At 67.5% G+C, this 24,662-nt stretch carries 28 protein-coding genes; 6 read left to right on the top strand and 22 right to left on the bottom strand.

What is annotated here, in order from left to right; all coding sequences use genetic code 11:
• Positions 1-128: 128 nt before the first annotated feature.
• From ACFVH2_RS16540 to ACFVH2_RS16490, 11 genes are all read right to left on the bottom strand, one after another.
• The gene (locus ACFVH2_RS16540; RefSeq protein ID WP_378426605.1) at positions 129-269 is read right to left on the bottom strand and encodes a hypothetical protein; all 141 of its coding nucleotides are present in this window, start codon (positions 267-269) and stop codon (positions 129-131) included.
• Positions 266-865 (bottom strand): DNA-3-methyladenine glycosylase I, encoded by a 600-nt coding sequence (locus ACFVH2_RS16535; RefSeq protein ID WP_378426603.1) that lies wholly within the window; start codon positions 863-865, stop codon positions 266-268. Before ACFVH2_RS16535 ends, ACFVH2_RS16540 begins: the two co-directional genes overlap by 4 nt.
• Positions 862-1,542, bottom strand: coding sequence for an alpha-ketoglutarate-dependent dioxygenase AlkB family protein (locus ACFVH2_RS16530; RefSeq protein WP_378426602.1), 681 nt, complete (start codon positions 1,540-1,542; stop codon positions 862-864). Before ACFVH2_RS16530 ends, ACFVH2_RS16535 begins: the two co-directional genes overlap by 4 nt.
• Positions 1,539-2,093, bottom strand: a complete 555-nt coding sequence (locus ACFVH2_RS16525) for a hypothetical protein (RefSeq protein WP_378426600.1) — start codon at positions 2,091-2,093, stop codon at positions 1,539-1,541. Before ACFVH2_RS16525 ends, ACFVH2_RS16530 begins: the two co-directional genes overlap by 4 nt.
• The gene (locus ACFVH2_RS16520) at positions 2,069-2,341 is read right to left on the bottom strand and encodes an Ada metal-binding domain-containing protein (RefSeq protein WP_378426598.1); all 273 of its coding nucleotides are present in this window, start codon (positions 2,339-2,341) and stop codon (positions 2,069-2,071) included. The genes ACFVH2_RS16525 and ACFVH2_RS16520 overlap by 25 nt, the downstream gene beginning before the upstream one ends.
• Entirely contained in the window at positions 2,338-3,069 is a 732-nt protein-coding gene (locus ACFVH2_RS16515; RefSeq protein WP_378426596.1) for a 2OG-Fe(II) oxygenase, read from the bottom strand. Before ACFVH2_RS16515 ends, ACFVH2_RS16520 begins: the two co-directional genes overlap by 4 nt.
• Positions 3,066-3,680, bottom strand: a complete 615-nt coding sequence (locus ACFVH2_RS16510) for a methylated-DNA--[protein]-cysteine S-methyltransferase (RefSeq protein WP_378426594.1) — start codon at positions 3,678-3,680, stop codon at positions 3,066-3,068. Before ACFVH2_RS16510 ends, ACFVH2_RS16515 begins: the two co-directional genes overlap by 4 nt.
• Positions 3,677-4,171 (bottom strand): RNA polymerase sigma factor, encoded by a 495-nt coding sequence (locus tag ACFVH2_RS16505; protein WP_378426592.1) that lies wholly within the window; start codon positions 4,169-4,171, stop codon positions 3,677-3,679. The genes ACFVH2_RS16510 and ACFVH2_RS16505 overlap by 4 nt, the downstream gene beginning before the upstream one ends.
• Positions 4,172-4,215: 44 nt before the next feature.
• Positions 4,216-4,728, bottom strand: coding sequence for a methylated-DNA--[protein]-cysteine S-methyltransferase (locus tag ACFVH2_RS16500; protein WP_378426590.1), 513 nt, complete (start codon positions 4,726-4,728; stop codon positions 4,216-4,218).
• A 911-nt stretch (positions 4,729-5,639) separates the two neighbouring features.
• Complete coding sequence (locus ACFVH2_RS16495; RefSeq protein WP_378426588.1) at positions 5,640-6,089, bottom strand: zinc-binding dehydrogenase; 450 nt, start codon at positions 6,087-6,089, stop codon at positions 5,640-5,642.
• 116 nt (positions 6,090-6,205) lie between these two features.
• Positions 6,206-6,424: a hypothetical protein gene (locus ACFVH2_RS16490; RefSeq protein WP_378426586.1), complete on the bottom strand. Its 219-nt coding sequence runs from the start codon at positions 6,422-6,424 to the stop codon at positions 6,206-6,208.
• A 332-nt stretch (positions 6,425-6,756) separates the two neighbouring features.
• On the opposite strand from ACFVH2_RS16490, the gene ACFVH2_RS16485 reads away from it, so the two are divergent.
• A complete protein-coding gene (locus ACFVH2_RS16485; protein ID WP_378426584.1) occupies positions 6,757-8,403 on the top strand; it encodes an alpha-keto acid decarboxylase family protein in 1,647 nt (548 codons plus the stop codon).
• A 177-nt stretch (positions 8,404-8,580) separates the two neighbouring features.
• The gene (locus tag ACFVH2_RS16480) at positions 8,581-9,600 is read left to right on the top strand and encodes a zinc-dependent alcohol dehydrogenase family protein (RefSeq protein ID WP_378426582.1); all 1,020 of its coding nucleotides are present in this window, start codon (positions 8,581-8,583) and stop codon (positions 9,598-9,600) included.
• Positions 9,601-9,791: 191 nt separating this feature from the next.
• Here the strand turns inward: ACFVH2_RS16480 and ACFVH2_RS16475 are convergent, their stop codons facing one another.
• From ACFVH2_RS16475 to ACFVH2_RS16465, 3 genes are all read right to left on the bottom strand, one after another.
• Positions 9,792-10,271, bottom strand: a complete 480-nt coding sequence (locus tag ACFVH2_RS16475) for a hypothetical protein (protein ID WP_378426580.1) — start codon at positions 10,269-10,271, stop codon at positions 9,792-9,794.
• A gap of 190 nt (positions 10,272-10,461) precedes the next feature.
• On the bottom strand, positions 10,462-11,175 hold the full coding sequence (locus ACFVH2_RS16470) for an NADPH-dependent F420 reductase (RefSeq protein WP_378426579.1): 714 nt from the start codon (positions 11,173-11,175) through the stop codon (positions 10,462-10,464).
• Between the two features lie 178 nt (positions 11,176-11,353).
• Entirely contained in the window at positions 11,354-12,037 is a 684-nt protein-coding gene (locus ACFVH2_RS16465) for a TetR family transcriptional regulator (RefSeq protein ID WP_378426577.1), read from the bottom strand.
• 59 nt (positions 12,038-12,096) lie between these two features.
• On the opposite strand from ACFVH2_RS16465, the gene ACFVH2_RS16460 reads away from it, so the two are divergent.
• Positions 12,097-12,966: an SDR family NAD(P)-dependent oxidoreductase gene (locus ACFVH2_RS16460; protein ID WP_378426576.1), complete on the top strand. Its 870-nt coding sequence runs from the start codon at positions 12,097-12,099 to the stop codon at positions 12,964-12,966.
• Between the two features lie 7 nt (positions 12,967-12,973).
• Here ACFVH2_RS16460 and ACFVH2_RS16455 read toward each other — a convergent pair whose 3' ends face one another.
• From ACFVH2_RS16455 to ACFVH2_RS16445, 3 genes are all read right to left on the bottom strand, one after another.
• Positions 12,974-13,987, bottom strand: a complete 1,014-nt coding sequence (locus ACFVH2_RS16455) for an alcohol dehydrogenase catalytic domain-containing protein (protein ID WP_378426574.1) — start codon at positions 13,985-13,987, stop codon at positions 12,974-12,976.
• A gap of 160 nt (positions 13,988-14,147) precedes the next feature.
• Positions 14,148-14,837, bottom strand: coding sequence for an alpha/beta fold hydrolase (locus ACFVH2_RS16450; protein ID WP_378426572.1), 690 nt, complete (start codon positions 14,835-14,837; stop codon positions 14,148-14,150).
• A gap of 344 nt (positions 14,838-15,181) precedes the next feature.
• Positions 15,182-15,964: an oxidoreductase gene (locus ACFVH2_RS16445; RefSeq protein WP_378426570.1), complete on the bottom strand. Its 783-nt coding sequence runs from the start codon at positions 15,962-15,964 to the stop codon at positions 15,182-15,184.
• Positions 15,965-16,219: 255 nt separating this feature from the next.
• On the opposite strand from ACFVH2_RS16445, the gene ACFVH2_RS16440 reads away from it, so the two are divergent.
• The gene (locus tag ACFVH2_RS16440; protein WP_378426569.1) at positions 16,220-16,717 is read left to right on the top strand and encodes a hypothetical protein; all 498 of its coding nucleotides are present in this window, start codon (positions 16,220-16,222) and stop codon (positions 16,715-16,717) included.
• A 152-nt stretch (positions 16,718-16,869) separates the two neighbouring features.
• Here ACFVH2_RS16440 and ACFVH2_RS16435 read toward each other — a convergent pair whose 3' ends face one another.
• The 5 genes from ACFVH2_RS16435 to ACFVH2_RS16415 form a co-directional block, all read right to left on the bottom strand.
• The gene (locus ACFVH2_RS16435) at positions 16,870-19,605 is read right to left on the bottom strand and encodes an AAA family ATPase (protein ID WP_378426567.1); all 2,736 of its coding nucleotides are present in this window, start codon (positions 19,603-19,605) and stop codon (positions 16,870-16,872) included.
• A 131-nt stretch (positions 19,606-19,736) separates the two neighbouring features.
• Positions 19,737-20,402 (bottom strand): VOC family protein, encoded by a 666-nt coding sequence (locus ACFVH2_RS16430; protein WP_378426565.1) that lies wholly within the window; start codon positions 20,400-20,402, stop codon positions 19,737-19,739.
• A gap of 37 nt (positions 20,403-20,439) precedes the next feature.
• Complete coding sequence (locus ACFVH2_RS16425) at positions 20,440-21,285, bottom strand: alpha/beta fold hydrolase (RefSeq protein WP_378426563.1); 846 nt, start codon at positions 21,283-21,285, stop codon at positions 20,440-20,442.
• A 319-nt stretch (positions 21,286-21,604) separates the two neighbouring features.
• On the bottom strand, positions 21,605-22,066 hold the full coding sequence (locus ACFVH2_RS16420) for a MaoC family dehydratase (protein WP_378426561.1): 462 nt from the start codon (positions 22,064-22,066) through the stop codon (positions 21,605-21,607).
• An 85-nt stretch (positions 22,067-22,151) separates the two neighbouring features.
• On the bottom strand, positions 22,152-22,622 hold the full coding sequence (locus ACFVH2_RS16415; protein ID WP_378426559.1) for a winged helix-turn-helix transcriptional regulator: 471 nt from the start codon (positions 22,620-22,622) through the stop codon (positions 22,152-22,154).
• A 97-nt stretch (positions 22,623-22,719) separates the two neighbouring features.
• On the opposite strand from ACFVH2_RS16415, the gene ACFVH2_RS16410 reads away from it, so the two are divergent.
• Both ACFVH2_RS16410 and ACFVH2_RS16405 read left to right on the top strand, forming a co-directional pair.
• Positions 22,720-23,412 carry an SDR family oxidoreductase gene (locus ACFVH2_RS16410; RefSeq protein ID WP_378426557.1) on the top strand — a complete coding sequence of 231 codons (693 nt, stop codon included), beginning with the start codon at positions 22,720-22,722 and terminating at the stop codon, positions 23,410-23,412.
• Positions 23,413-23,426: 14 nt separating this feature from the next.
• Positions 23,427-24,593, top strand: coding sequence for a thiolase family protein (locus ACFVH2_RS16405; RefSeq protein WP_378426555.1), 1,167 nt, complete (start codon positions 23,427-23,429; stop codon positions 24,591-24,593).
• Positions 24,594-24,662 lie beyond the last annotated feature (69 nt).

The following is a 24,662-nucleotide window of genomic DNA, read 5'->3' as shown; positions in this document are numbered from 1 at the left end:
CCCCGGCGAGTAGTGATGTCGGCCTCGCATCGGGGCCGATCGGGTGGTGGCGGGACCGCGGCTGTTCGTCGCTGTGCGGCTGTGGGGACCGGAGGCAGCTCGGGTTGGAGGCTTCGGAGATCGTCATGCTAGGGCGATTCGATCGGCGTCAGATGTGTTGCGGTGGCGCAGTCGGTCTGCTCGGCGCCGGGTATAGCGTGCGCGGCGAGCAGGGCGATCGGTGCGTCGGGATCGAACGGATGTGGGGCGTCGAGCCTGATCGTGGTCATTCGGGCCAGACGGCGGAGCTGCCGCGGCGATGGGAGTCCAGCAGGTGGGTGTCGACGATGCCGATGGCTTCCATCAGGGCGTACATGGTGGTCGGTCCGACGAAGACGAACCCTCGCCGTCGCAGTTCCTTGGCCAGGGCAGCCGACTCGGCGGATTTCGTCGGGATCTCGGCGAATGTCCTTGGTCGTGGTGTGGTTTCGGGTTTGAACGACCACACCAGATCGGCGAGATCCGTCTCGTCGCGCAGCCGGAGGGTGGCACGGGCGTTGGTGATGGTGGCTTCGATCTTCTGCCGGTTGCGGACGATGCCCGTGTCGGCGAGAAGGCGTTCGATGTCGGTGTCGGTGTAGGCGGCGACTTCGTCGGGATGGAAGTTGTCGAAGGCCGTACGGAATGCGGGACGTTTGCGCAGGATGGTCGCCCAGGAGAGCCCGGCTTGGAACGCCTCCAGGCTGATGCGTTCGTAGACGCCGTGCTCGTCGGTGACGGGCATGCCCCATTCGGTGTCGTAGTAGCCGCGCAGCAGTGGGTCGACGGCAGCCCACGCGGGTCGGGCGAGTCCGTCGTCGCCGATGACGACGGCGGGATCGGTCACGATGTCCCCTGCGCAGGCCGGTCGGTCAGTCCCGTCATGCGCATCGTGATGTTGATGCGGCCGCCGTCGAGCCTGACGTCGGCAGGTGCGGTGTCCGCGTGAATCGCGGTGACGCCGTGGTAGGCCAGGCGTGAGGGGCCGCCGAAGACGAAAAGGTCACCGGAGGCGAGCAGCAGGTCGGCGTAGGGCCTGTTGCGGTTGTCGGTGTTGCCGAAGCGGAAGGTGCAACTGTCGCCGATGGAGAGCGAGACCACCGGGGCCAGGGACCGTTCGTCCTTGTCCTGGTGCATCCCGAGGCGAGCGGCCTCGTCGTAGAAGTTCACCAGCGCAGCGTCAGGTGTGTAGGCGTTCACCGTGTGCCGGTCGTGGCCGGTCGCCGTCAGGGCGCGGCGGCCGAGGCGGACCATCCAGCCGGGGAACGGCAGGACGCGGGCTCCGTTGACGTCGGTGGCGTTGCGTGTGTACCGGTAGGGCCGCCAGTGCCAGCCCAGACACACTGTGCGCACGCTCATCTCGTGTCCACGGACCTTCGCGGCGCGTATCGGTACGGGCCCCGCCGTCCAGTGGTGGAACTGGTCGACGATCCATGCCTGCTGCTCGGTGGTGAGCCAGTCGGGGACGTGGACCGCGCCGGGGGCGAGTTCGAGGGCGGCGCGGTCGGGCTTGAACAGGGTCATCGTTCCTCCGCGGGAAGAGTCCGGCGCCACTGCTGTCGTCCGGAGACGATCCAGGTGGCGCCGTCGGCGGTGGCTCCGGAGAGCCCTTCGAGGTGGCCGCGGCCGACGAGTTCGAGGCAGCCCGGGGCGCCGATGTCGGCGGTGGCGAGGGTTCGTGCGGGGTCCCAGTTCGTGGACCACAGCAGCCGGCGGGTCATCTGCGCCCATCCAGTCGGCGGGCCGGTCATGATCCAGAGGCCGGGGTCGGGGTCACAGAACCGCCGTGCCTGCCGCAGCCAGGACGCCGCAGTCTCGGGCCAGGTCACCGTCGCGGTGACGTCCCCACCGGTTGCCGACCAGCGGCGGGTGAGGGCGGCGGCCGCGGCGACCGCGGAGGGTGTGCGGCCCGACCCGATGGCGACGGTGCCCACTCGGCGGGCCACGGCGAGGTCGATCAGCACGGTGAGCTCGGCCTCGGTCGCGGCGAGGCTGCTGGTGGGGCTGGGCGGGCGGTCCAAGAGTGGGCTGGTCAGGGCGTCCATCGTCGTCAGTTCTGCTGGGCTGTCTTCCACGCCTGGTACCTGTCGTGGCAGCAGGCACAGCACGGTCGGTAGCCGGCGGCGACCGCGGTGGCCTCGTCAGCGAAGAACACCCGGTAGTGGGTGTAGCCGCCGCGGGCGATCGCGCGGAGCGCGGTCGGGCAGTCCATGCGGCCGTAGATCTTCGTGCCGCGGTGGCCGCCCCACAGTCCCTTCTCTCGGGACTGGTGGGGGCAGCCGTCGGCGCCGATCAGGGTGTAGGTCTTCGCCGGGTCGTTCATGCCGCGTCGTGGAAGACGAGGGCGAGGGCGTGGCGCTCACCCGAGCGGATCGCGGAGACGCCGTGACGTACCGGCGCTGCCGACCAGCCACGCGTGGACTTCACGGGTCGGTCGCGGGTGGTGAACAGGTAGCCGTGCCCGCGGGGCAGCAGCGTCGCGGTGCCGCGCGACTGGGCGCGTGGTCGTTGTTCGAGCAGCAGGAACTCGCCGCCGGTGTGATCGACACCGGGCTCGTTGAGGTTGACGACCACCTGCAGCGGGAACACGAGATCGCCGTACAGGTCGCGGTGCAGCGCGTTCCAGTCCTTCTCCCGGTAGCGCAGCAGGATCGCCGTGGACTTGCGCTGGCCCGCGTCGTGGCACATCTGCAGCCACTCATCGAGGGTGTCCGGCCACGGCGCGGGCCGGCCGAGCTTGCCCCACCAGTCGCGGGCGATCGGCAGCAGCCGCGGGTACAGGGCCTGCTTCAACCGCTCGACCGCCTCGGGGTAGGGCGACCGGAAGTACCGGTACTCCCCCTCGCCGAACCGGTGGCGGCTCATGGTGACGGTGCTGCGGAACAGCTCGTCCCGGTCGTAGAGGCCGCGGATCTCGGTGGTCTCGTCCGGGGCGAGGAGCTGTGGCAGCAGAGCGCCGCCGTACTGGTCTACCTCTCGTGTGATCGCGTCCCAGTCGCTGGACTCCACTCGAGTTCGCCAGGGATCGGAGTGCGTCGTCGTGGGATTCATGCTGCCTCCAGTTCCAGCAGGGTCGTCTTGGCCGCGAGGCCGCCGATGTAGCCGCCCAGCGTTCCGTCCGTGCGCAGCACCCGGTGGCACGGCACGACGACCGGCAGCGGGTTGGTCGCGCAGGCCGTGCCGACGGCCCGCACGGCCTTCGGATTCCCGACCAGCTCGGCCACCTCGCGGTAGCTGCGGGTCTGTCCGTAGCCGATCTCCGGCAGGTGCTGTTGCACCAGCTGCCGGAAGCCGTGCGACAGGGACAAGTCGAGAACGAGGTCGAACGACTTGCGGTGCTTGGTGAAGTACTCGTCGAGTTCGCGTGCGACGGTGTCCAGCCGCCGCGGTGCCCGCAGGATGCGAGGGCTCACCTTGTGTGCGAGCACCTCGAGCACCTTCTCGTGGTCCTCGTTGGCGTACGCCACACGGATCAGGCCGCGTGGGGTGGCCGCGAGAAGGAGTTCTCCCACCGGGGAGTCGACGGTGGTGTAGGCGATGTCGAGGAGGTCGGCTTGCTCGGCCTGCTGCTCCAGTCGCTGGTGCAACCGCCCCAGCACTTCGGCGTCGACGGGCGCCTGCAAGTTGTCGATGATGTGGCTGTCGTTGCGGGTGTCGTTCATGATTCTCCTTTCATGGTGGCGCCCGGATAGCTCTTGCGTAGGTTCTTGAGTCCGTCTGCGGCGGCGCGTCGTGCCGCGTCGACGGTGCCGCCGAGGATCTGCGCGATGTCGGCGTAGGTCAGTTCTGCCACGTAGCGGTACGCGATGGCCTGGCGTTGTTTGTTCGGCAACCGTCGAACGGCGACCCACAGGTCCTCGTCCTCCGTGCTCGGCGGACCGGCCCGGCTCGGTGCCTCCGGCACCTCGTCGACGGGTAGCGGATGACGTTTCGCCGCCCGCAGCACGTCGATTGCCTTCCTGTGCGCGATCGTCACCAACCAGGCTTCCACGTTCGCTGTCTCCGGCAGATCCGGATACGCCTTCATCGCGGAGAGGAACGTCTCCGACCAGGCATCGTCGGCGTCGTGCTGGCCGAGGACTACTCGGCAGACGCGCAGCACGGTTGCGCCATGCTGCGCGACCACATTCTCAAACGGCAGTTTCATGTCCATCCCACAGAAGACGCAATCGTGACCGAATGTGTGAGATTTGCAGATCAGAACAGGCGTCCGGCACTCACGTGTGCCGGCTCCTCGAGCTCGAGCAGTGCCCGCTTGCGTTCGAGCCCTCCTGCGTAGCCGGTCAGGGAACCGTTGGACCCGACGACCCGATGGCACGGCACGAAGATGCACAGCGGGTTCGCCCCGACGGCCTGCCCGACCTTCTGCGCAAGGCTGCGGTCCCCCAGTCGTTCGGCGATGCGCCCGTACGTGATCGTCGAACCGAATGGGACCGTCTGCACGATGCCCCACACGGAACTCTGAAACGTGTCGCCGTCGGCGATCAGCGGCAGATCGAACTCGCATCGCCGGCCGGCAAGGTAGTCACGCAACTGACGACTCGCCTCATCGAGAAGTCGATCGTCGGCCGTGGACATCTCTTGGCCGAACGTGTCCGGCGAGGGACGTCGAATGTGGTGGCGGAAGTAGAGGCCGCTGATTGCTTCACCCCGGGCGACGACGGTGATCGAACCGAGGTCACTGTCAACCACGATGTGTCGGGTGTTCATCCTGCATGTCCTTTCTCTTGTCTGGCTGGTAGACGCAAGAAGGCGGTCGAACGTGAGATACACCCGATGAAGGGTCGACTCGTCGCCCGAAATCCGCATCTGAAGGCAGTCAGGACCCAGGCGGATTCCGGCACAGACATTGAGCAGCGAAGCCGCCCGGCAATCGGCCGCCAATCGCGTCGATGCGCGACTACTGTTTGAGCAGCGCCGTCTGCCCCTGGGTGCGAGTGGCGCCAAGCCTCGGTCGACGGTAGCCAACCGTGGTCGACCGCGTTACCCATTCATTCAGATCCAGGGGCGGGGACCACATGGACATGGGACTGATTCACCAGTTGGACAGGTCGCGTCGGGCACCGATGTGGCCCTGGCTCGGGGCGACCTACATGATCATCGGCGTGACGCTGGCGCTACTTACCCTGGTGAGCTAGCACCTCAGCCGAAGAATCGGCTCGGGGCACTGCTGCCCACGTCGGCAGGGAAGGAGGGTCACGTCGAGCCGTGGGCAGGGTGCCGCTCTGCGCGTTACCGTTGGACTAGCAGCACTCCTGACCGTCCCCGGACACGCGGGGCCCGCCATGAGCTGGATTCGCACGAACGCCACCCATTCTCGTCATGCGTCGATGTGGCCGTCACTCGCAACGGCAGCCGCCATCGCCGTGCTTGTGGTCTGCGCGCTGGTCCTCTTCCTGCACTAATGGTCCAACGGCATGCCACTGCGGCGACCCGGGTCGCGGCCTGGCGTGTCCGTCAGTCCTCGCTGCATTTCGACAGATGGCGCCAGCGCGGTCGACATTGCGGTGGCCGGCCCGACCTTCTCGGCGGTGCGCAGTATCAAGGCGGCGGCGAGCGATGGGTCCTGCTCGTCGCGCCGTCGTCTCCGCGCCCGGGACAGCCATCCGCCTTGCGCGCGTTCATTGCCCGGCCACTGTCAGCAGGATTTTGCCGCCGCGGAGGAGATGTTGCACCGCGTCCTGGATGTGCTCGAGGGGGTACACGCCCGCCACGGGGACAACGAGGGTGCCGTCGGCCACCAGCGGTGCCGCCTCCCGAATGACAGGCACCACCTTGTCGCGATAGTCGAAGTCGCCGACAAAGAATCCGCGAACGGTGAGGTGCTTGCCGACCAGTGACGAGGTATCGACCCACATGGGCTCGTCCCTGGCCCAGGAATAGCTGACCAACCATCCACCGTCGGACAGCAATTCGAGCAGACGCCCCACCACTGGACCACCGACTGCTTCCACCGCCAGTGCCACCCGCGCGTCGCCGATCCGTGCTCGAACATCGCCGACTGCATCGCGATCGTCGACGTGGACCACGTCGGCCGGCCGCTGTGAGCTCTGCGAACGTCGAATCGTCACGGGTCAGGTTGATCGTCTTCAGTCCACGAAGTTTGGCCAACGCAATCAATGACCGTCCCACACCGGAGTTCGCGGCGTTCTGAACCACCCAGTCACCGGGCTGCAGGTGGGTGCATTCACTGAGCATCAACCCTGCCGCCGGGGGGGTTGCTGCCCAGCATCGAGTACTGCTCGATATTGCCGCCGGCGGGGAGTGCGAACGGGCCGTCGTCGGGTACGACGAGCCGCTCACGCCACGCACCGGCATACAGGGGTAGCACGACCAGATCGCCGACTTGAAGTCCATCGACGTCGGCGCCAGTGGCAAGAACGCGCGCGACGCCCTCTGCGCGCATATTGAACCCTCCACGGAGGCTAGGCCGCTGTGTGAGCCTGCCTAACCGATACGCTCCATTAACCCGCCGGAAGCTGTCAACCTCACTGAGGCACCGTGGAGCGGTAGTGGTCCGGGTGCGGCTCTACGCACAGCCTCAGGGGGCAGGACTCCAACGTGAACGGCATGCGTGCCGCAGCGACGGTCGCTACGCCCCCGTTGCTCCGAAACTGGAACGTGATCTGGTCGGACCGGACATCGATAGTGATTGCGATTCGCCGACGCTGTTGTCATCGCCGCGTGAGTTCCGGCCAGGCGCTTGTGCGCGGTCGAAGGGTCGACCGACAATGACTTATGGCTGGAACCGTCATTCAGCACGTCTTGAGGCGACTCGAGGAGGTTGGTGTCCGCGAGGTCTTCGGCGTGGCCGGGGACTACGCGTTTCCCGTCAATGACGCGATCGTCGAGCACCCAGCGATCGAGTGGATCGGATGCTGCAACGAACTCAACGCCGCCTACGCCGCGGACGGGTACGCCCGCACACGCGGGGTCGGCGCGGTGTGCACCACCTACGGGGTGGGCGAACTGGCCGCGATGAGTGGCGTTGCGGGTTCGTACGCCGAACACCTTGCGGTGTTCCATCTCGTCGGCACCCCGAACCTGACGACGCAGGAGGGGCGGGCGCTAGTTCACCACACGCTGGGCAACGGGGAGTTCGACCTGTTCCACAGGATGGCGGAGCCCATCGTGTGCGCGAGCGCGATCATGACGCCGCAGAACGCGGCGGCGGAAACCGAGCGGCTGATCGCCGAAGCGCTGTACCACCGGCGGCCGGTCTACATGGGGTTTCCGGGCGACGTCGCGGACCTGCCCGTGCTGGGGTCGGCGCCGGTGCACAGCTTGCCGACCAGTGATCCGGAACGGTTGGATGCTGCCACCGATGCGGTGGTCGCTGCACTGAACAACGCACGTCAGGCATGTGTGCTGCCGGGGGTGCTGCTGAGACGGCTGGGTCTGCAGGATGCGGCCGCGGCGTTCGTCGACGACGCAGGATTGCCCTTCGCGACGATGTTCGGCGACAAGTCGGTGCTCGGCGAGAATCACCCCAACTACATCGGCATGTATGTCGGCCGGCTGATGGCCGAACCGGTGCGGGCCTTCGTCGAATCGTGTGACGCCGTGGTGATGATCGGCTCGATGCTGACCGACGGGAACACCGCAGGGCACACCGTTCGCCTGGACCCAGGAAAGACGATCGTCATCGACCACCACCGCACCGCTGTGGGCTCGGCGGTGTACCGAAACGTGGAAATGGCCGACATTCTCGCGCACCTGTCCGGGCGCATCACCAACAGTTTTCAACGGCCGGACATCGAATCCGCGACAGAACCGACCAGCGGAAAAGGTGACGACGCGATCACCACCGGCGCTCTCTATCCGCGCCTGGCCCGCTTCCTTCGCCCCGACGACGTGATCATGACCGACACCGGGACGTCCTCGCTGGGTTTGACCTTCGCACAATTGCCCGAGGGCGCGGAGTTTCACAACCAAACCCTGTGGGCGTCGATCGGTTGGGCGACTCCGGCGGCTTTCGGAGCCGCGGTCGGCGCTCCGGATCGCCGGCTCATCCTGATTACCGGCGAAGGTTCTCACCAGATGACCGTTCAGGAGATCAGCCAGTTCGGTCGACGTGGGTTGCGCCCAATCATCTTCGTACTCAACAACTCCGGCTACCTCAGCGAGCGACTCCTGTGCAAGGACGAGAGCATCGCCTACAACGACGTTGCAGCCTGGAACTACACCGAACTTCCTCACGCCATGGGCTGCCACGACTGGTTCACCGCCCGCGCGGGCACCTGCGGCGAGCTCGACGAGGCACTCGGGGCAGCCGCGCGGGCCGCCACCGCCGCCTACGTCGAAGTTGTCACAGACGCCTACGAGGCCCCTCCGATGTACAAGAAGCTGCACGAGAACGTCGAATCGTTCTACAGCGTCCCGTAGGCCGATCCGGCACTCCAGGGGAGGTGCAGCCAACAACCCCGCTGCGGGGGCAGCCCTAGAGGCCAGTAGCTCTGCGATTGGCCCGCGATGTTCCGAGCCTTCGCCGTTAGGCGGGGCCGACGCTGCGTACGTCGAACCGCTGTGGGATCTCGATCCGACCGAGGGAGCGTCAGGAAGATGAGGACCATGCAGTCTGTTGTCGCCGACATGGTGGGCGAACCGTCCGAGGTTCTGCACCTCCAGACCCGTCCCATTCCGGAGCCCGGCCCCGGCCAGGTCCGGATCCGGGTGGCCGCGGTCCCCGTTCATGCCAGCGATCTGCATACCATCCGCGGCAGATACGGATTCACCCCGGAATTCCCGACCGTGCCCGGAATCGAATCCGCTGGTGTGATCGACGAACTCGGCAGCGGCACGGACGGTCTGAGCGTCGGCCAACGCGTCATTACGGTCGGAGTCAGAGGAACGTGGCAGGAGTATGTCGTGGCCGATGCCGAGCGGGTCTTGCCTGTTCCCGCGGGCATGAGCGATTCCACGGCCGCCCAGATGCTCAGCAATCCACTCACCGCCGTGATCTTGACCGGTGACGAACTCGATGTTCAACCGGGTGAATGGCTCTTGCAGACGGCGGCCGGTTCCACCGTGGGCCAGTCGGTCATCCAGCTCGGGACGCACGTCGGCTTCAAGACCCTCAACGTGGTCCGCCGCCGATCCGCTGTCGAGGACGTCCTCGCGTTGGGCGGCACCGCGGTGATCTGCACGGAGGACGAGGACCTGCGTGAACGCGTGGCCGACATTGCGGGCGACGACGGCGTGTCCAAGGCGATCGACTGTGTCAGCGGCCAGGTGGGTGCGGACGTGTCACGTGCGCTGGCACCGCACGGCGAGTTGATCGTTTACGGTGCGCTGTCCACGCACCGTCAAACCGATCCCGACAAACTCGTCATCCCTGTCTTCGCACGCTCGTTGATCTACGAAACCAAGACCGTTCGAGGGTTCTGGCTGTTCCGCTGGTTCACCGAGACCCCGAAGGATCGGATGACGGCAACGATCGACCGGACTCTTCAGCTCGCCGACAGCGGTGTATTGCGGGTTCCGCAGGGCCAGCCGATAGTCGTCGAAAAGTTCAGCGAAGCTGTCTACTTGGCCGAAGCTCCCGCACACGGGGGCAAGCCACTGCTGGTGTTCGAACCGTAGAGGCAGACTGCTGCTTCGTCCCGGTCGGGCTCGGTCGTCAGCACTGTGTCAGCAGTCCATTGTTGGTCGACACGATCGGCCGGCAACCGTCGTCCCAGGTAGAAGTCGTCGATATCGGTCGAATACTCGTGTCGACAATCAGCGTCGGAATGCCTCCCTGGTTGGACGCTGGGATCAAATGGCCATTCAGTTCACTCTTCTGGCGTCTGCGTGTGCTTTCCGCTCGCGCCGCCATTGCGAGCTTCGATGGCGTCGACAGACTTCTTGAACGGCTTTCCCAGAACGCGGGTGCCGAAGAGTCCGAGCACCATCGCAAGCAGCCGTCCCTTGAGGTTCTTGCCGTCGCGGACCACGACGGCGTCCACGTCGGTCCCGCCCGAGGGCAGCTGCGTGAGGGTGTAGGTGTGCCCCGAGGCGCCACCCCACAGGTTGGAGTCGGTGGTCGTCATCACCACGTGATGGGGGTCGCTCCAGTCGTAGTGCAGGCGTTCCCAGATGCCGCCCGAGCCCTCCGTGACATCAGCGTCATGGGGGCCTTCGTTATGCACCTCGAGGTAGCTGTCAGCGCTGTTGCCGAAGAGTTCCTCCCGGCCCGGCCCGAAGTCGGTGAGTCCGGCCAGAAACTGCTCCGGCGTCGCGGTGGTCGTTTTGTGGAGATGGATCGTCGTCATGGCGCCTTCCTCGACACGTGGATGATCCGCTCCCGCCGGAAGGCGGGAGTCGGTGACGCACATCCAGAACACCACTCGAGCGAGCATCGTGGAAGAGGACGACTGATCAATCTGATGAGCGCTGTGGATGCGGGTGGGGTCGCTCGACAGCGAATGTGTCGGCGATGCATCACGGGACGTCTTGTACGCGCTACGTCATTGCGGCCATATCTGCCAAGCGTTTCTCCGACAAATGGTCGGGGGTGCTCGGGGGACAGACATGACGGGCCAGCGATGAACTTCGACTCGACGAGCTTGCCGCCGGCCGACTTGCCGGGGCGGCACGGCCGCTCGGGCGCGTCGAAGCCTCACCCCGCGGGCAATTCCCCCGGGCGATTGAAGCGGTAAAGAAGGGACCGAGGTCTCCCCGGTCGAGGGTGGAGGTCAAGGCGACAAGGCTCTCGAGCACCGGCGCCGTCGAGAGATCACCCAGATGGATCGGATCGAACCCGGCGTCGCGGATCAGCCGCTCAGTCGCCTGCCGAGCATCGGCATCGGACGCGAAGAGGGTCCCCGGCGGCACCGGCTCTGCGTCCACGGCGTCGTAGACCGACGCGAAGTTGGTGTTGAAGGCCTTGGCGGTGGGCCCACCCACAATTGCCTTGACCTGCTGCGCAACCGAGTCGTAACCCTGCGGCCGGGCACCGAACGTGTTGGTGGCGTCGATCGTCACCTGACCGTCGAGACCAACAACCGCGTCCAGCCCGGCCACGATGGCGTCCCCCGGAATCGCGACCACCACGACCTCGGCGCCGGTCGCGTCACCACCACCCCGGCCGATCGCGGTCACCTCGTGACCAGCTGCCTCCCACCGCCGGGCAAGTCCGCCGCCGACATGACCACGGCCGATCACGGTAATCCGCACGGATCCTCACCTACTCGGCTCGAAGCGAGTACTGACGAACACCCACACCCTAATCCGAACGCACTCACTGAGTTCGGCAATCTGAACCGAGAGCTGCGCCGACTCTTCATCGCCCACCTCGGCACGCGCCGAAGACTTCATCGCTTCGAGCGAGGACGGAGTCGGGTGGGCCGCGGTCTCAATGGAGGTGCAGGTCAGCGGTTCGCGAGTATCCGGCGATGAGAGCGGTGAGAATGTTCGTGAGCCGTGGTCGCACGTCGACGACGGCGTGGGCAAGCGATGGGTCCTGCTCGTAGAGCCGTCGTAGCTCCGTTCCAGGGGCCGCCATCTGCCAGAGCGAGCCGGCCATACCGGTGGCGGTCGCGACGACGTCGACCGCTTCCTCCCGATCGAGTCCGCACCGACCGAGCGAATCCGCCACGCGGCCCGCGGCCGCGATCGCGCCGAGCTTGAACTCGCGGACTGCCTGGAAGGAGACGCCGCGCTCCAGGTTCAGGGGCACGTGCGCGAGCAGGTCACAGAACAGCGGACGATCGGTCAATGTGTCCGCCAGGATGCCTGCGGCCGCACGGGCGTCACAGACCGCACCAGGGTCCGCGTCGAGCGTGTCGAGCCCTGCCGCGACCTCCGCTGACCACTCGCGCCATTCGGAGGCGGCAAGGCGAAGGAAGATCTCCTCACGGGTCTCGAAGTAGCGCAACATCGTCGACTTGTGCATCCCGACGCCCGCGGCGATGTCGGTGAGGGTCACCGACCGCACCCCACCGGTGAGCGCGAGTCGTGTCGCGGAGTCAAGGATCGCCGCCTCCCTGTTCCGCTTCGCGTCGGCGGAGCGAGCACGCTCGAAGTTCTCAGTCGCCATGGCCTCAATATAAAGCAACAGGGTTGCATTATTAGTGCAACCCTGTTGCACTAATAGTCATGACTACTGCGACGAAGACATGGTTCATCACTGGTTCCTCGCGCGGCTCCGGGCGCGCTCTCGCCACCAGAGCTCTCGAAAGGGGCGATCGGGTCGCGGCCACCGCGAGACGCCCCGAACAACTGAACGACCTGGTGGAGCGTTTCGGCGACCGGGCGTTGCCCCTGCCGCTCGACGTCACTGACGCGGCCGCGGCCGGGCCCGCACTGAAGGCCGCGCGCGATGCCTTCGGACCGCTGGACGTGATCGTGAACAACGCAGGGTACGCGAACGTCGCCCCGGTCGAGACCGGCTCGGAAGAGGACTTCCGGCGGCAGTTCGAGACGAACTTCTGGGGCGTCTACAACGTCTCGCGGGCAGCGGTTCCGCTGCTGAAGGCGCAAGGCAGCGGAACGATCGTCCAGTTCTCCTCGATCGGGGGCCGCGTGGGCGGCACGCTCGGCCTCGGCTCCTACCAGGCCGCGAAGTTCGCCATCGACGGCCTGACCCGAGTCCTCGCCGCCGAGACCGCCCCGTTCGGCCTGCGCTACCTCACGGTCGAGCCCAGCGGATTCGCGACCGATTGGGCAGGTTCGTCGATGGGGACGGCGGAGATTCCGGACGACTACCGGCCCGCATTCGACGCGTTCACCGCGCTCGTACGCTCCGGCAAGCCTGCTGGCGATCCCGACCGCGCCGCGGACATCCTCGTGCGCCTGATCCACCAGGGTGAGCTCCCCACCCACCTGCCGCTCGGAGCCGACGCTGTCGACATGGCAGTGCGCTACTCCGAACAACAGATCGCGGAGGTCGACAGGTGGCGCGCTGTTTCCTCATCTGCCGACTTCGCGGCCCCCTATCCGGCGGAATTCCCTGACATGGACGCCTGATCAGCCTTCACGTCGTGAGGACCATGCGGTAGCGAGCACGCCCTTGTTCTGCGGTGGCGTATGCCTCCGCGGCGTCGGCCAGGGGTCGTTCCTCGGTTCGGGCGCGCACTCCGGCCAGCACCGCGAACCGCATCGCCTCCTCGACGTCCCGGGCGGTTCCGGCGGGGTGGCCGGTCACGCTCAGTCCGGGAATGATCAGTTGGTTGGGACTGATCGGCAGTGGCTCGGTGGTAGCGCCGATGGTGACCAGTTCGCCCAGCGGACGCAGTCCACCGATGGTGTCTGCCATTGCTGTCGCGTTCGCGGCAGTTGCGAGCACCACCGACACCCCGCCGAGTGCCCGCAGGGATTCACCGACGTCACCAGAGGTGGAATCGACGTAGTGGTGAGCACCGAGTTCGTGGGCATCTACCCGTTTGCCGGAGCCGCGGGCGATGGAGATCGTCTCGAACCCCATCGCCCGTGCGAACTGCACGCCGAGGTGACCCAAGCCGCCGAGACCCAGGACAGCGACTCGGTCGCCGGGAACCGCCCGCGTCTTCCGGAGCGCGTCGTAGACGGTGACGCCTGCGCAGCTCATCGGCGCGGCCTCCACGAAGGACAGTTCGTCCGGAATACGGGCGAGGGCATTGGCGGGCACCGCCACGGACTCGGCGTATCCGCCGGGATAGTGCCAGCTCGGGACCTGCAGCTTCTCGCAGTGAATGAAGTGGCCCTGGCGGCAAGGAACACACTGGTTGCAGTGACCGCCGAACCAGCCCACCGCAACGCGGTCGCCGACACTGAAGTTCTCGACGTTGTCGCCGAGTTCGGCGATGGTTCCTGCGATCTCGTGGCCGGGAGTCAGCGGCCAGGTCATTCCGGGGAATCCGCCGTTGACGAGAGCATGATCGGTGCCGCAGATTCCGCACGCGGCAACCGCGATCCGGACGTGATCGGGTCCGGGTGGGATGGTCTCGACGTCGACGAGAGTCAACCTCTCGCCAGCGGAGCGGACGTGTACTGCTCGATGAGTTGACATCGGCATCCTCGCTATCCGTGTCGGTGGTGGTTCCGGCTTTGACGCTCACACCTCCGGGTCCGGCAAGCTCTCACTCGACGCACCGTGCACCTTCCCCACCATGACGAGCCAAGGTGCACGGTGGACGTCGGCAACCCGGATGGACCGCGGTGGGTCTCCGTCAGGATTCGTTGGCGGCGCGCTTGATGACGTCGGCCACCGCCTGAGGCCGGGACACGTACACCGCGTGGCTCCCCGCCGTCTCGATGATGGTCGCGCCCATACGTGTTGCCATCGTCCGTTGCGCCGACGGGGGGATCATCCGGTCGTCGGAGGCGACGAGGTACCAGCTCGGCTTGGAGCGCCAGGCCGGCTGCGACACGACACCGCCGAGTGCCTCGAGCCCCCAGGGGACCTGGGAGTCTGCCATAAACGCCGCCTCCCGCGGGAAGAGGTCCCCGGCGAAGGATTCGTGGAACTTCCCCCGGTCGAGGGCCAGGAAGCCGCCCTCCGGCGGGAGGATGGGTGGCTGGGGCCCGTCCGACGGGAAGGTACCGATGAGAGTGTCGACCGACTCGCCGGCGTCCGGCGCGAAGGCCGTGACGTAGACGAGCGCGGAGACGTTGTCGTGAGTGCCCGCCTGACTGATCACCGCTCCCCCGTACGAGTGGCCGACGAGGACGGCGGGCTCGGACTGGCGGTCGAGGATCTGGCGTGTCGCTACGTCGTCTCCGCTGAGCGTGACAGTCGGGTTCTGCACGATGCTGACGGAGAAACCGTCGGCGGTCAGGATGTCGTACACACCCTTCCACCCGGATCCGTCGACGAATCCGCCGTGGACGAGCACGACCGACTTGGTGGAGTTGCTCATGGTCATCTCTCCTTCGTGCCCCCAAAGGATCGGGAACGCCTGGAGGCTGGGCTCGGAAGTCAATCTCCTGCGTCGAACGATGACATGGATGCGTGACGACGACCCCTCACGATGGCCGAACACTCGGCCGCGCTCCGAGAGCACGCGGGCGACGACACCGTCGCCGATTCTAAACCGGTCACCCACTGCGTGAGGGCCTTACCAGGACACCGCTCCCCGGCAGGTGTCGGAACCTGAACTGCTGCAGTACCTTTTGCCGGGTTTCGTAGGTGCACGTGATGCAACCAGGGGGTTGTGAGCACGCGTGGGTCACGAGGTTGCCGGTTCCGTCTCGTGGGTCATGGTCAGAGCGTCTTGATCAGGCCGCCGTCGATCACGAAGTCGGCGCCGGTGATGTTCGCGGCCCGGGACGAGGCCAGGAACACGACCAGGTCGGCGACCTCCTGCGGGCTGGTGAAGCGGCCGGTCTCGGTGCTCGCGGCCGTGTGGTCGATGACGTCCTGTGCGGCGATCCCGCTCGCCCGGGACACGGTGGCGGCGACACCCTCCGCACCGGTCCACAATGCGGTCGTCACCGGTCCGGGACTGACGGTGTTCACCCGGATCCCCTGGGAAGCCACTTCTTTCGACAGGGACTTGCAGAAGTTTGTCAGCGCGGCCTTCGCAGCGCAGTAGTCGATGATCGCCGGGTCGGGCAGGAAGGCGTTCACCGAGCTGACGGTCACAATGCTCCCACCCCGTCCATTGAACTGGGGCAAGGCGGCCCGGGTGGTACGGACCGCGGACAGGAACGTCAACGTCAGCGACGCGAACCAGTCGTCGTCGGTCACGCTGGCGAACCCGTTCGGGCGAGGAGTCACCGCACCGGCGTTGTTGACCAGAACGTCGATGCCACCCCAGGAGGTAGCCGCATCGACGAGGGCCTGTGGCCCTTCAGCGGTGGACAGGTCCACCGGGACGAACGTGACGGTTCCGTCGGATTCGAGCACGGAGATCTCGTCGGTACGGGTGCGTGCTCCCGCGACGACGTTGGCTCCCTCGGCGACGAGCGCTTCGGTGATCGCAAGTCCGATGCCCTTGCTCGCACCGGTCACGACGGCAGTCTTGCTTTTCAGCTGCAGGTCCATTTCCGACCTCCTCAGGTCAGGTGGCCACGGGTGCCTCGGATGCCCTCCTCCAGCGACTGATCCTACGTCCGCCTGAGATGCGGCAGGCCAATCCGGCAGACCGGCGAAGCGGCCGGTGACCGCACCCCCGCAGGTGGCCGGACCAGGGATCACCACTGGTGTGAAGCCGCGGCCGCGGAGCGAGGCTGGATCTCGACAGCAAGTCCGAGAGCTGTCAGCCACGACATCCAACCCATTCGACCAGGAGCACAGACCATGTCCACGATCCACTTCCACGAGACGACCACCGCGACGGTCGAGCAGTTCGTTGCCGCGCTCACCGACTTCGGGCCGGACCGCTCGACGCTCTTCGGCAACAGTGACGGCGAGTACCTCGAGGTGCACGAGCAGGGCCGCGACCGTGCCGACGTCACCGAAGGGTCCGGTGGAGTCTGGGAACGCCTGTCCTACGACTGGTCCGACCCGAACCACATCGTTCTCACCACCACCGACTCCAACGTGTGGGGAGGCCGCTCCGGCCACACCTACAACCTCGTCCGGCGGCCGGACGGGATGACCGACATCGACGCGGTCGTCGTGCGCGAAGGCAAGAACCTGAAGGGACGACTGCTCGGGCTCGTGCTCGGGACCGTCGGCCGGAGCGTCCTGCCGAAGGCATTCGACAAGACCATCGCGGCCATCGAATCCCGCGATTCGCAGGGCGAGGCAGCCGGACTCACAGTGACCCAACTCCACAACCAGACGGAGCAGTGAGGAGAGTTCCGATGCCCGGTGATGGATCTATCCCGACGCAACGCACGGATCCTTAGTTCCAGTACCCAAAGCAGTTCGCGGACCTGGTCACGGAATTTCTTTCCACGGAGTGAGCCGAGCACCTCCACAGCGGACGGTCCTTCGGCGCACGTCTAGCGGTTTGGGGCCTGCAGTGCCTCTCGTAGCTCCCGGCGCGAGCGGATGCCGAGCTTGCCGAACACCTTGCGCAAGTGCCACTCCACGGTGCGCGCGCTGATGTAGAGCTCGGCGCCGATCTCGACGTTGGTGCTGCCGTCCCGGGCGAGTCGTGCGATCTGCGCCTCCTGCGGGGTGAGGTCATTGAGGGTGTCGACAGTGCGCTTACGGACCTTCTCCCCGGTGGCGAGCCTCTCGTGCCGCGCCCGCTCGGCGAAGCCGTCGGCGCCCATCGCCACGAATTCCTCGAATGCCGCCTTCAGCTGGCCGCGCGCGTCTCCGCGGCGCCGCTCCCGGCGCAGCCATTCGCCGTACAGCAGCCGGGCGCGTGCCAGCTCGAACCGCAATCGGGTCCGGCCGAGCCGCTCGATCGCCTCGACGTATCCCCGTTCGGCTGCGGCGCCTTCGCCGAGTAGGGCTCGGGACCGGGCCTCCAGGCCGGCGGCCCAGTCCGAATCCTCTATGGCGGTGTACGTGGTGAGCCGCGCGAGCGCCTCGGTCGCGGTTACGGTGTCGCCGCTGCGGGCCGCGGCCTCGACCAGATCGGGCAGGGCCTGCGCAGTGAACGGACCGAGGTTGCCGGTGCCGGCCTGCCGAGCGGAGACCAGGGCATCGGCGTAGCGCCCGAGGCCCAGGTGCAGCAGGGCCGAGGCTCGGTGGGTGATCTGCAGACCGAGTCCCTCGCCACGGGTGGTGGCCTCCTCCGCAGCGGCCGCGATCAGCGGCACAGCCTCGGCAAGGTGCCCTCGGTAGGCGAGCAGGAACAGGTCTCCGTACGACACCCGCCGGGTCCCGGTCACCTCCTTGACGGTCACCTCCTCCAGGCCGAACTCACCGGCCCGGACCACGTCTCCCCGCCAGAGTGCGATCACGCGGTGCGCGTTGAGAGCATTCGCCAGTGGAGCCAACGCACCGGCGGCACGGGCCAGGGTGAGGTGTCGGGCGCTGGCCGCTTCCCAAGCGTCGTAGTCCCACAGCGACAGCGCCGCGTTCGCGACCAGCACACCGCAGCGCAGGAAGTCCCCTGGCGGCACATCGTCGCCGAGGAACCCGGACACTGCCGCCCGCAGCCTCGGCCCGGCCGCGGTGGCCCGGTCGGTGACCAACGTGGCGAGCCCCTCGAGCAGGTCGTCCGACGCGGTCGGACCATCCGGCGCCTCGGGTGCCGAGCGTGCGGCTCGGGACACCTCGGCGAGGTCGCCGCCGGCCCGCGCCGATCCGCCCGCGACCAGCGCCGCGCCCCAGGCATCGAGGTACGTGTGTCGGGCGAGCCGGATGTCGAGTGGCTCGAGCCGTCGCGCCGCGCGGAGCAGCGCGACCGGGGCCTCCCGGCCCGACCGAGCCGCGCGTTCGATGCGGCCACGGATCAGGTCTACCCGGGCGCGCTGCAGCTCGTCGGCTGCGTCGGCCTCGGCTCCGGCGAGCAATGAGATCGCGGTGTCGAACGCCCCGGCATCGAGGTGCGCCTGCGCAGCGGACAGCGCCCGTTCGGCACGCACCGCCGGATCGGTGGTCAAGCCGGCCGACCGCTGCAGCAGCGCGGCGGCAGCCGCCACACCAGCGCGCGCCTGCGCGCGCTGGGCCGCGTCGGCGAGTGCGTCGGCGACCTCGTCGTCGAATCCGGTTGTCGCAGCGGCGAGATGCCAGACTCGACGTTCCGAGTCGGCATCGACCGCACCGGCGAGGGCCCGGTGCACGATGCGGCGCTGTTCGACACTCCCTGCCGCGTACGCCGCCGACCGCACGAGCGGGTGCCGGAAGCGCACCCGGGCGCCTACCTCGAAGAGCTTGTCCTCCACCGCCGGCGCCGCGTCCCCCGGTCCGAGGCCGAGGGCGCGCCCAGCCCGCCAGAGCAGGGCGGCGTCGCCGGTCGGATCGGCCGCGGCGACCAGCAGAAGCTGTCGGGTCGGGTCGGGGAGAGCCGCGATCCGTCGGACGTACCGGTCGACGAGGTCACCGGTACCACTCGCCGGGAGCCCGAATCCGCCGAACAGCTCTGCGGTGCCGGTCCGCGACAATTCCAGCAGCGCCAACGGGTTGCCCCGCGTCTCGGCGACGATGCGGTCGCGCACCTGGGCGTCGAGCAGTCCTGGGTTTGCGGCCGCGAGCAGGGCCCGGGCCTCGTCGTCCGTGAGTCCGCCGAGCTGCAGCACCGGGATGCCGGCGAGGAGTTCGTCCGCGGTCGGCACCCGGACCGCGAAGACCAATAACACCGACTCAGCGAGCAGGCGCCGTGCCACGAACCCGAGCACCTGCAGGGTGCTCTCGTCGAGCCACTGCGCATCGTCGATCAGGCAGACGAGTGGTTGTGCGGCGGCCGCCTCGGCGAGCAGGCTCAGCACCGCGAGGCCGACGAGGAACTTGTCCGGCGCAGCACCACTGGTATGTCCGAAGGTGATGTACAGCGCTCGCTTCTGCGGCTCGGGCAGCGCCTCGATCAAGTCGAACATCGGCGCGCACAGCTGGTGCAACGCGGCGAACGGCAGCTCCAGCTCCGACTCCACACCGGCGATCCGCGCGACCCGGCATCCGCTGGCGCTGCGCGCAAGGTAGTCCAGGAGGGTGGTCTTGCCGATCCCGGCCTCTCCGCGCAGAACCAGCACCGCGCTCTCGCCGCTGCGAGCGCTTCGGAGCGCGTCGTCGAGCCGTGTGCGCTCTGCCGAGCGGCCGCGCATGGGGATCGCAGGGGACATCCGGCTGAGACTAGCGCCTCCACCCCGGCGTGTACCCGGCCTTCGTCTGGGCCTGTCGGACCGGCGAGCGACTCCGCGACCATCATGGCGAACTACGCGGGCACTGGGACAGGTGGCCGCTTCTCGCTGACCTACTGCGGCAGGTCGTCGCCGTGCCGCTCGGCGACCATGTATGCCGCGTACCACTCGGGCCAGTTCTGGTCGTACTCGCCGCCGTTGCGGGCCTCGTGCTCACCGTGGGCGACCGCCGCACGCTCGAGCGCACCGACCAGGTCACCGTGTGAGGCGAATTCGGTGGCTCCCCTGTCGACGCGGCCGCGGATCCGGGCGGTGACCTCCTGGATCAGGAAGCTGTTGCCGTCGGGGTCGCGGAAGGTGGCGAACGAGCCGTAGCTGGCCCGGTCCCCCGCCGGCCCGTCAGCCCGGCCGTTGGCGATCTGCCCGAACTGGCCGCCCGGTGCCTGCGGGTGGAACACATCACTGACGTCGGCACCGAGGCCGGCGAGTTGGCGGACCGCCGCTGCGATGTCGGTGACCACCAGGTAGATGCCTTCGGCGGTGCCCGGCCGCCCAGTGGTGATCTTCGTTCCGAACTGGATCGACGCGGGCGAGCCCGGCGGCGTCAGCTGCACCACCCGAAAACCGTTGTCGAAGCTGAAGTCCGCGTCGAGGCGCCAGCCCAGATCCTGATAGAAGTTCTTCGACCGGTCCACGTCGGCAACCGGGATCACCAGCGCCTCGACCTTGAGATCGGTGTTCGTGGTCGCTGTGCTGCCGACCGCTCCGGTGGGGTTCATCTGTTTCACTCCTTGCGTGTCCGTGTGGGGTTGCTTGTCATGCGCGAGATTGCGCCGCGCTCGGCCCCATCTGCTGCCACCAGTCCAGGACCAGGGACGCATACGTCGAGGGGTCCTGCTCCCAGACGAAGTGGCCGAGGTCGACGATGTCGAGGCTGCTGTTCGGTAGCCGGCGGTGCAGGTACTCCGCGTTGGACGGCGGGATCGCTGAGTCCTTCGCGCCCGTGACGATCCGCACCGGCGTCCTGATGCCGCCGAGCACCTCGGCGAGCGCGGCGAGTTCGGTCGGGTAGGAGCGCACGTAGCCCATCGAATCGGCGAAACGACGCCCGCCGTACGAGGCCAGGTAGTCCTCGCGGACGTGGTCCGGAAGCGGCGAGGCCGGGTGGATCTCGGCGATGACGCCAGTCATGACCTGGTCGGCGTTCTGGGCGTACTCGGACAGGTCGGTCGCGTTGACCCAGGTTGTGATCGGCTCGCCGATCTCGAGCGGGACCGTGGCCGCACCGGTGCCGATCACCGCGCTGTGGAACCGCTCGGGGGCGGCGGACGCCGCGAAAAGCACTGCGCTGGTGCCGATGTCGGGGCCGACGGCGTGTACCCGATCGAGGCCGAGTGCATCCATGATCCGCAGCACGAAAGCGCCTGCGGCTCGGGGTGTGAACAATTCGGGCCTGCTCTCCGAGAGCCCGAATCCGGGTAGGTCGACCGCAACCAGGTGATGGTCCTCAGCCAGGCCGGCCCAGGAGGGCTCGAAGGCGTACAGGCTCTCCGGCCAGGGGCTCAGCAACAGCGCGTCGGGGCCGCGGTCCTCGCTCTCGGCGTACCGGATCGACAAGCCATCGACAGTGATGAATTTCGGATTGACGGAGCTCGTGCTCATGATTCTCTCCTTGCGATGCGCGCCTTGATGTGGGCAACTCCCACAGTCCTCGGGACCGGCAGCGCTCACACCCGTGGTGATCCCTGGTCCATTCCCGGGGCGCCCTGGTACGCCACGCCTGGCCTCTGTCGCGCACGCACCCGCCTAGCACCTGACAAGTGGCCAACGCCGATCGCAACTTGCTCCCGACGGGCACACGAGTGTGGCGCTCCCACCGACTCACGGAGGGAGCGATCCAGCGACCAGGCGTGGACACTGCGGCCGAACGGTCAGCGCGGCCGCTGGCCTGCTCGAGGACTGCCGGCGAGGCCCCGAACATTCACCCTGTGTGCCCATCCGGCTGTGTGAAGACCAGCAGCCGTGCGGTCGTGCGTTGTCGGATCTCGCCGTGTTGGTTGATCGTGTTGTGCTCGGTGGTGACGATCCCGCGTGTCGGGTTCGACCGCGAGACCTTCACACCGGTCACGGTCAGCTCGACGTGGAGGATGTCACCCGGGCGAGTAGGGGTGGGCCATTTGAGGTCGACACCGGCGCCGATGATCCCGTGCGCGATCGGCAGCCCGCTGGTGACGAGCAGCCGCATCGTGACCGCGGCCGTGTGCCAGCCGCTGGCAGCGAGGCCCTCGAAGAAAGTGTCTGCCGCGGTGTCGTCTCCGAGGTGAAACGGCTGCGGGTCGTACTGCCGGGCGAAGGCGACGATGTCGTCCCGCGTCATTTCGTAGGAGCCGGTGCGGTAGGTGCTGCCGACTTCGATGTCGTCGAGCCACAGGGCCGCAGTCATGGCGATACCGATCCCATCGACCGATCTTGGCATCAATTCGGGAACTTCGCGTGGCGTCGGCGGCGCTCGCCGTTCACCGCAACTGTCATCGATCCGCGGAAACTCGGACCTCGACCTCGTCACCGCCGAGATCATGGCCGGCTGCACATGTCACGCGGAGCGCCACGGGCTCACCGCAGCCGGCGTGTGCGTACTCGAGTCGGTCGCTGCCGTCCGTGTGCTCGGCGCCCCACTCGAACAGACCGATGACGACCGGCATCAGGTCGGCGCCGGCCTGGGTCAGGACGTACTCGTCCCGGGTGCGGACCCCCTCCTCTCGATAGGGCTGTCGCGCGATCAGGCCGGCGTCGGTCAGGGCGCGGAGGTGGGTGGAGGCGGTGCCCGGCGCCAATCCGACCCGGGCGACGAAGTCGTCGAAACGCCGGGTGCCGTAGTGCGCCTCGCGCATGATCAGCATCGCGGATCGGGAGCCGACCACGCCCATCGCCTTCTCGATCGGACAGTGTCCGACCGGCGACCAGGTCGACCGGTCGTCCAACGGCTTGCGGAGTTGCATGTGGCTCACCTCACCAAACTCTGACTACACTCAACAATAGTCAGAGTGTAGCCTCATGGTACTGACTTCAATTATCCGATCCAGAGGGAGTGCCCAGATGCAGATCAACGAAAGCGTGGTGGTGGTCACCGGCGCCAATGGCGGCCTGGGGCGGGAGTTCGTGCGACAGTTCCTCGAGCGCGGGGCGAGGAAGGTGTACGCCGCCACCCGCAGGAACCTGGACTGGGCCGATGCGCGCGTGGTGCCGCTTCTTCTGGACGTGACCGACCCGGACTCGATCGAGGCAGCAGCCGCCCAGGCGGCGGACGTGAGCGTGGTCGTCAACAACGCGGGTTCGGTCGGCGCCCCGTCGCTGCTGTCCTCGAGCATCGCGGACATCCGGGACACCTTCGAGGCCAACCTGTTCGGCCCACTGCAGGTGACGCGCGCGTTCGCGCCGGCACTGGCCGCGGCAGGGGGTGGCGCGATCGTCAACGTGCACTCGGTGCTCAGTTGGCTTGCCAGCCCGGGCGCGTACAGCCCGTCCAAGGCGGCGTTGTGGGGCCTGACCAACACGTTACGGCTCGAGCTCGCCGGCCAGGGCACCCAGGTGCTCGGCGCCCATCTCGGCTACACCGACACGCCGATGACCGCGGGCCTCGACGTGCCGAAGTCTGACCCGGCGGTCATCGTCGCCCGCATCCTCGACGCCCTGGCCGCGGGCGCCGACGAGGCTCACGCCGACGACGTCACCCAGCGGGTGCGTTCGAACCTGTCCACCCACACCACCGGCGCGATCCGGACCAACTGAAAGGGAGAATTGTCATGAACTCAGCAGTCATCGTGGACGCCGTGCGCACCCCGCTCGCCAAGGGGAAGCCCAGCGGCGCGTACGCAGACATTCATCCGGTGGATCTACACGCGGCCTCGCTCCGTGCTCTCGTCGAGCGCACCGGCATCGACCCCGCTCACATCGACGACGTGATCAGCGGCGCGGTGGGCCAGATAGGCGAGCAGTCGGGCAACACCGCCCGCTGGGCACTGCTGGCCGCCGGCTACCCGGAGTCGGTGCCCGGCGTGACCGTGGACCGGCAGTGCGGAAGCAGCCAGCAGGCGCTGCACTTCGCAGCCCAAGGCGTGATCGCGGGCGCGTACGACGTGGCGGTCGCCTCGGGTGTCGAGTCCATGAGCAGGATCCCGATCGGCAGCCAGACCTTGGGGCTGGACTTCCGCGGGCCCCTGGTGGGCGCCCGGTACGGAAACGCCTTGGTGCCGCAGGGCATCAGTGCCGAACTGATCGCGCAGAAGTGGAACCTCTCGCGTGCCCAGCTCGACGAGTACTCGGCGATGTCGCACGAGCGCGCGGCGCGGGCCTGGAAGGACGGCTTGTTCGACGGCCAGATCACCCATGTGAACGGCCTGGGAACCGACGAGACGATCCGGCCCGGCACGACGACCGACGTGCTCGCCGGGCTCCGGCCGGCCTTCTACAGCGAGGAGTGGGCGGAGCGCTTCCCGGACGTGGACTGGAAGGTGACCGCGGGCAACAGCTCTCCGGTCAACGACGGTTCCGCCGCGGTGCTGGTCACGAGCGAAGAGGCGGCCGCCTCGCTGGGGCTACGGCCACGGGCGCGGATGCACTCGTTCGCCGTGGCCGGCGATGACCCGATCCTGATGCTGACCGGCATCATCCCGGCAACCCGAATGGTGCTCGACCGCGCGGGCCTCAGCCTCGCCGACATCGACGCCTTCGAGGTGAACGAAGCGTTTGCCTCCGTGGTGCTCGCCTGGCAGGCGGAGACCGGTGCCGACCTGAACAAGGTCAACATCAACGGCGGTGCGATCTCCATCGGCCACCCGCTCGGGGCCTCTGGCGCCCGGCTGGCCACCAGCTTGGTCAACGTGCTGGACCAGATCGACGGTCGGTACGGCCTGCACGTTATGTGCGAGGCAGGAGGATTGGCGAACGCAACGATTATCGAGCGGCTGTAGTCCGATCTGCCGGGGAGACAGCCTCGGCTCCTGCGCGCCCATCTCGTGACGCGAATCCACACCCACCAT

The sequence above is a fragment of the Rhodococcus sp. NPDC127527 genome (genome assembly GCF_042672245.1).
Classification (GTDB): Bacteria; Actinomycetota; Actinomycetes; order Mycobacteriales; family Mycobacteriaceae; genus Rhodococcus_G.
Note: the sequence above shows the minus strand (reverse complement) of the source record. Positions and strands in the feature narration are given on the sequence as shown.

Bases quoted from the DNA above. Each gene is read 5' to 3' on its own strand.
- ACFVH2_RS16510 (WP_378426594.1), bottom strand. From the start codon at position 3,680: ATGAACGACACCCGCAACGACAGCCACATCATCGACAACTTGCAGGCG.
- ACFVH2_RS16440 (WP_378426569.1), top strand. From the start codon at position 16,220: ATGTCCACGATCCACTTCCACGAGACGACCACCGCGACGGTCGAGCAG.
- ACFVH2_RS16465 (WP_378426577.1), bottom strand. From the start codon at position 12,037: ATGGCGACTGAGAACTTCGAGCGTGCTCGCTCCGCCGACGCGAAGCGG.
- ACFVH2_RS16410 (WP_378426557.1), top strand. From the start codon at position 22,720: ATGCAGATCAACGAAAGCGTGGTGGTGGTCACCGGCGCCAATGGCGGC.
- ACFVH2_RS16415 (WP_378426559.1), bottom strand. From the start codon at position 22,622: ATGCAACTCCGCAAGCCGTTGGACGACCGGTCGACCTGGTCGCCGGTC.
- ACFVH2_RS16505 (WP_378426592.1), bottom strand. From the start codon at position 4,171: ATGGACATGAAACTGCCGTTTGAGAATGTGGTCGCGCAGCATGGCGCA.
- ACFVH2_RS16485 (WP_378426584.1), top strand. From the start codon at position 6,757: ATGGCTGGAACCGTCATTCAGCACGTCTTGAGGCGACTCGAGGAGGTT.
- ACFVH2_RS16475 (WP_378426580.1), bottom strand. From the start codon at position 10,271: ATGACGACGATCCATCTCCACAAAACGACCACCGCGACGCCGGAGCAG.
- ACFVH2_RS16460 (WP_378426576.1), top strand. From the start codon at position 12,097: ATGACTACTGCGACGAAGACATGGTTCATCACTGGTTCCTCGCGCGGC.
- ACFVH2_RS16480 (WP_378426582.1), top strand. From the start codon at position 8,581: ATGAGGACCATGCAGTCTGTTGTCGCCGACATGGTGGGCGAACCGTCC.
- ACFVH2_RS16430 (WP_378426565.1), bottom strand. From the start codon at position 20,402: ATGAACCCCACCGGAGCGGTCGGCAGCACAGCGACCACGAACACCGAT.
- ACFVH2_RS16425 (WP_378426563.1), bottom strand. From the start codon at position 21,285: ATGAGCACGAGCTCCGTCAATCCGAAATTCATCACTGTCGATGGCTTG.
- ACFVH2_RS16445 (WP_378426570.1), bottom strand. From the start codon at position 15,964: ATGGACCTGCAGCTGAAAAGCAAGACTGCCGTCGTGACCGGTGCGAGC.
- ACFVH2_RS16435 (WP_378426567.1), bottom strand. From the start codon at position 19,605: ATGTCCCCTGCGATCCCCATGCGCGGCCGCTCGGCAGAGCGCACACGG.
- ACFVH2_RS16500 (WP_378426590.1), bottom strand. From the start codon at position 4,728: ATGAACACCCGACACATCGTGGTTGACAGTGACCTCGGTTCGATCACC.
- ACFVH2_RS16520 (WP_378426598.1), bottom strand. From the start codon at position 2,341: ATGAACGACCCGGCGAAGACCTACACCCTGATCGGCGCCGACGGCTGC.
- ACFVH2_RS16530 (WP_378426602.1), bottom strand. From the start codon at position 1,542: ATGACCCTGTTCAAGCCCGACCGCGCCGCCCTCGAACTCGCCCCCGGC.
- ACFVH2_RS16455 (WP_378426574.1), bottom strand. From the start codon at position 13,987: ATGTCAACTCATCGAGCAGTACACGTCCGCTCCGCTGGCGAGAGGTTG.
- ACFVH2_RS16405 (WP_378426555.1), top strand. From the start codon at position 23,427: ATGAACTCAGCAGTCATCGTGGACGCCGTGCGCACCCCGCTCGCCAAG.
- ACFVH2_RS16490 (WP_378426586.1), bottom strand. From the start codon at position 6,424: ATGCGCGCAGAGGGCGTCGCGCGCGTTCTTGCCACTGGCGCCGACGTC.
- ACFVH2_RS16420 (WP_378426561.1), bottom strand. From the start codon at position 22,066: ATGACTGCGGCCCTGTGGCTCGACGACATCGAAGTCGGCAGCACCTAC.
- ACFVH2_RS16540 (WP_378426605.1), bottom strand. From the start codon at position 269: ATGACCACGATCAGGCTCGACGCCCCACATCCGTTCGATCCCGACGCA.
- ACFVH2_RS16515 (WP_378426596.1), bottom strand. From the start codon at position 3,069: ATGAATCCCACGACGACGCACTCCGATCCCTGGCGAACTCGAGTGGAG.
- ACFVH2_RS16450 (WP_378426572.1), bottom strand. From the start codon at position 14,837: ATGAGCAACTCCACCAAGTCGGTCGTGCTCGTCCACGGCGGATTCGTC.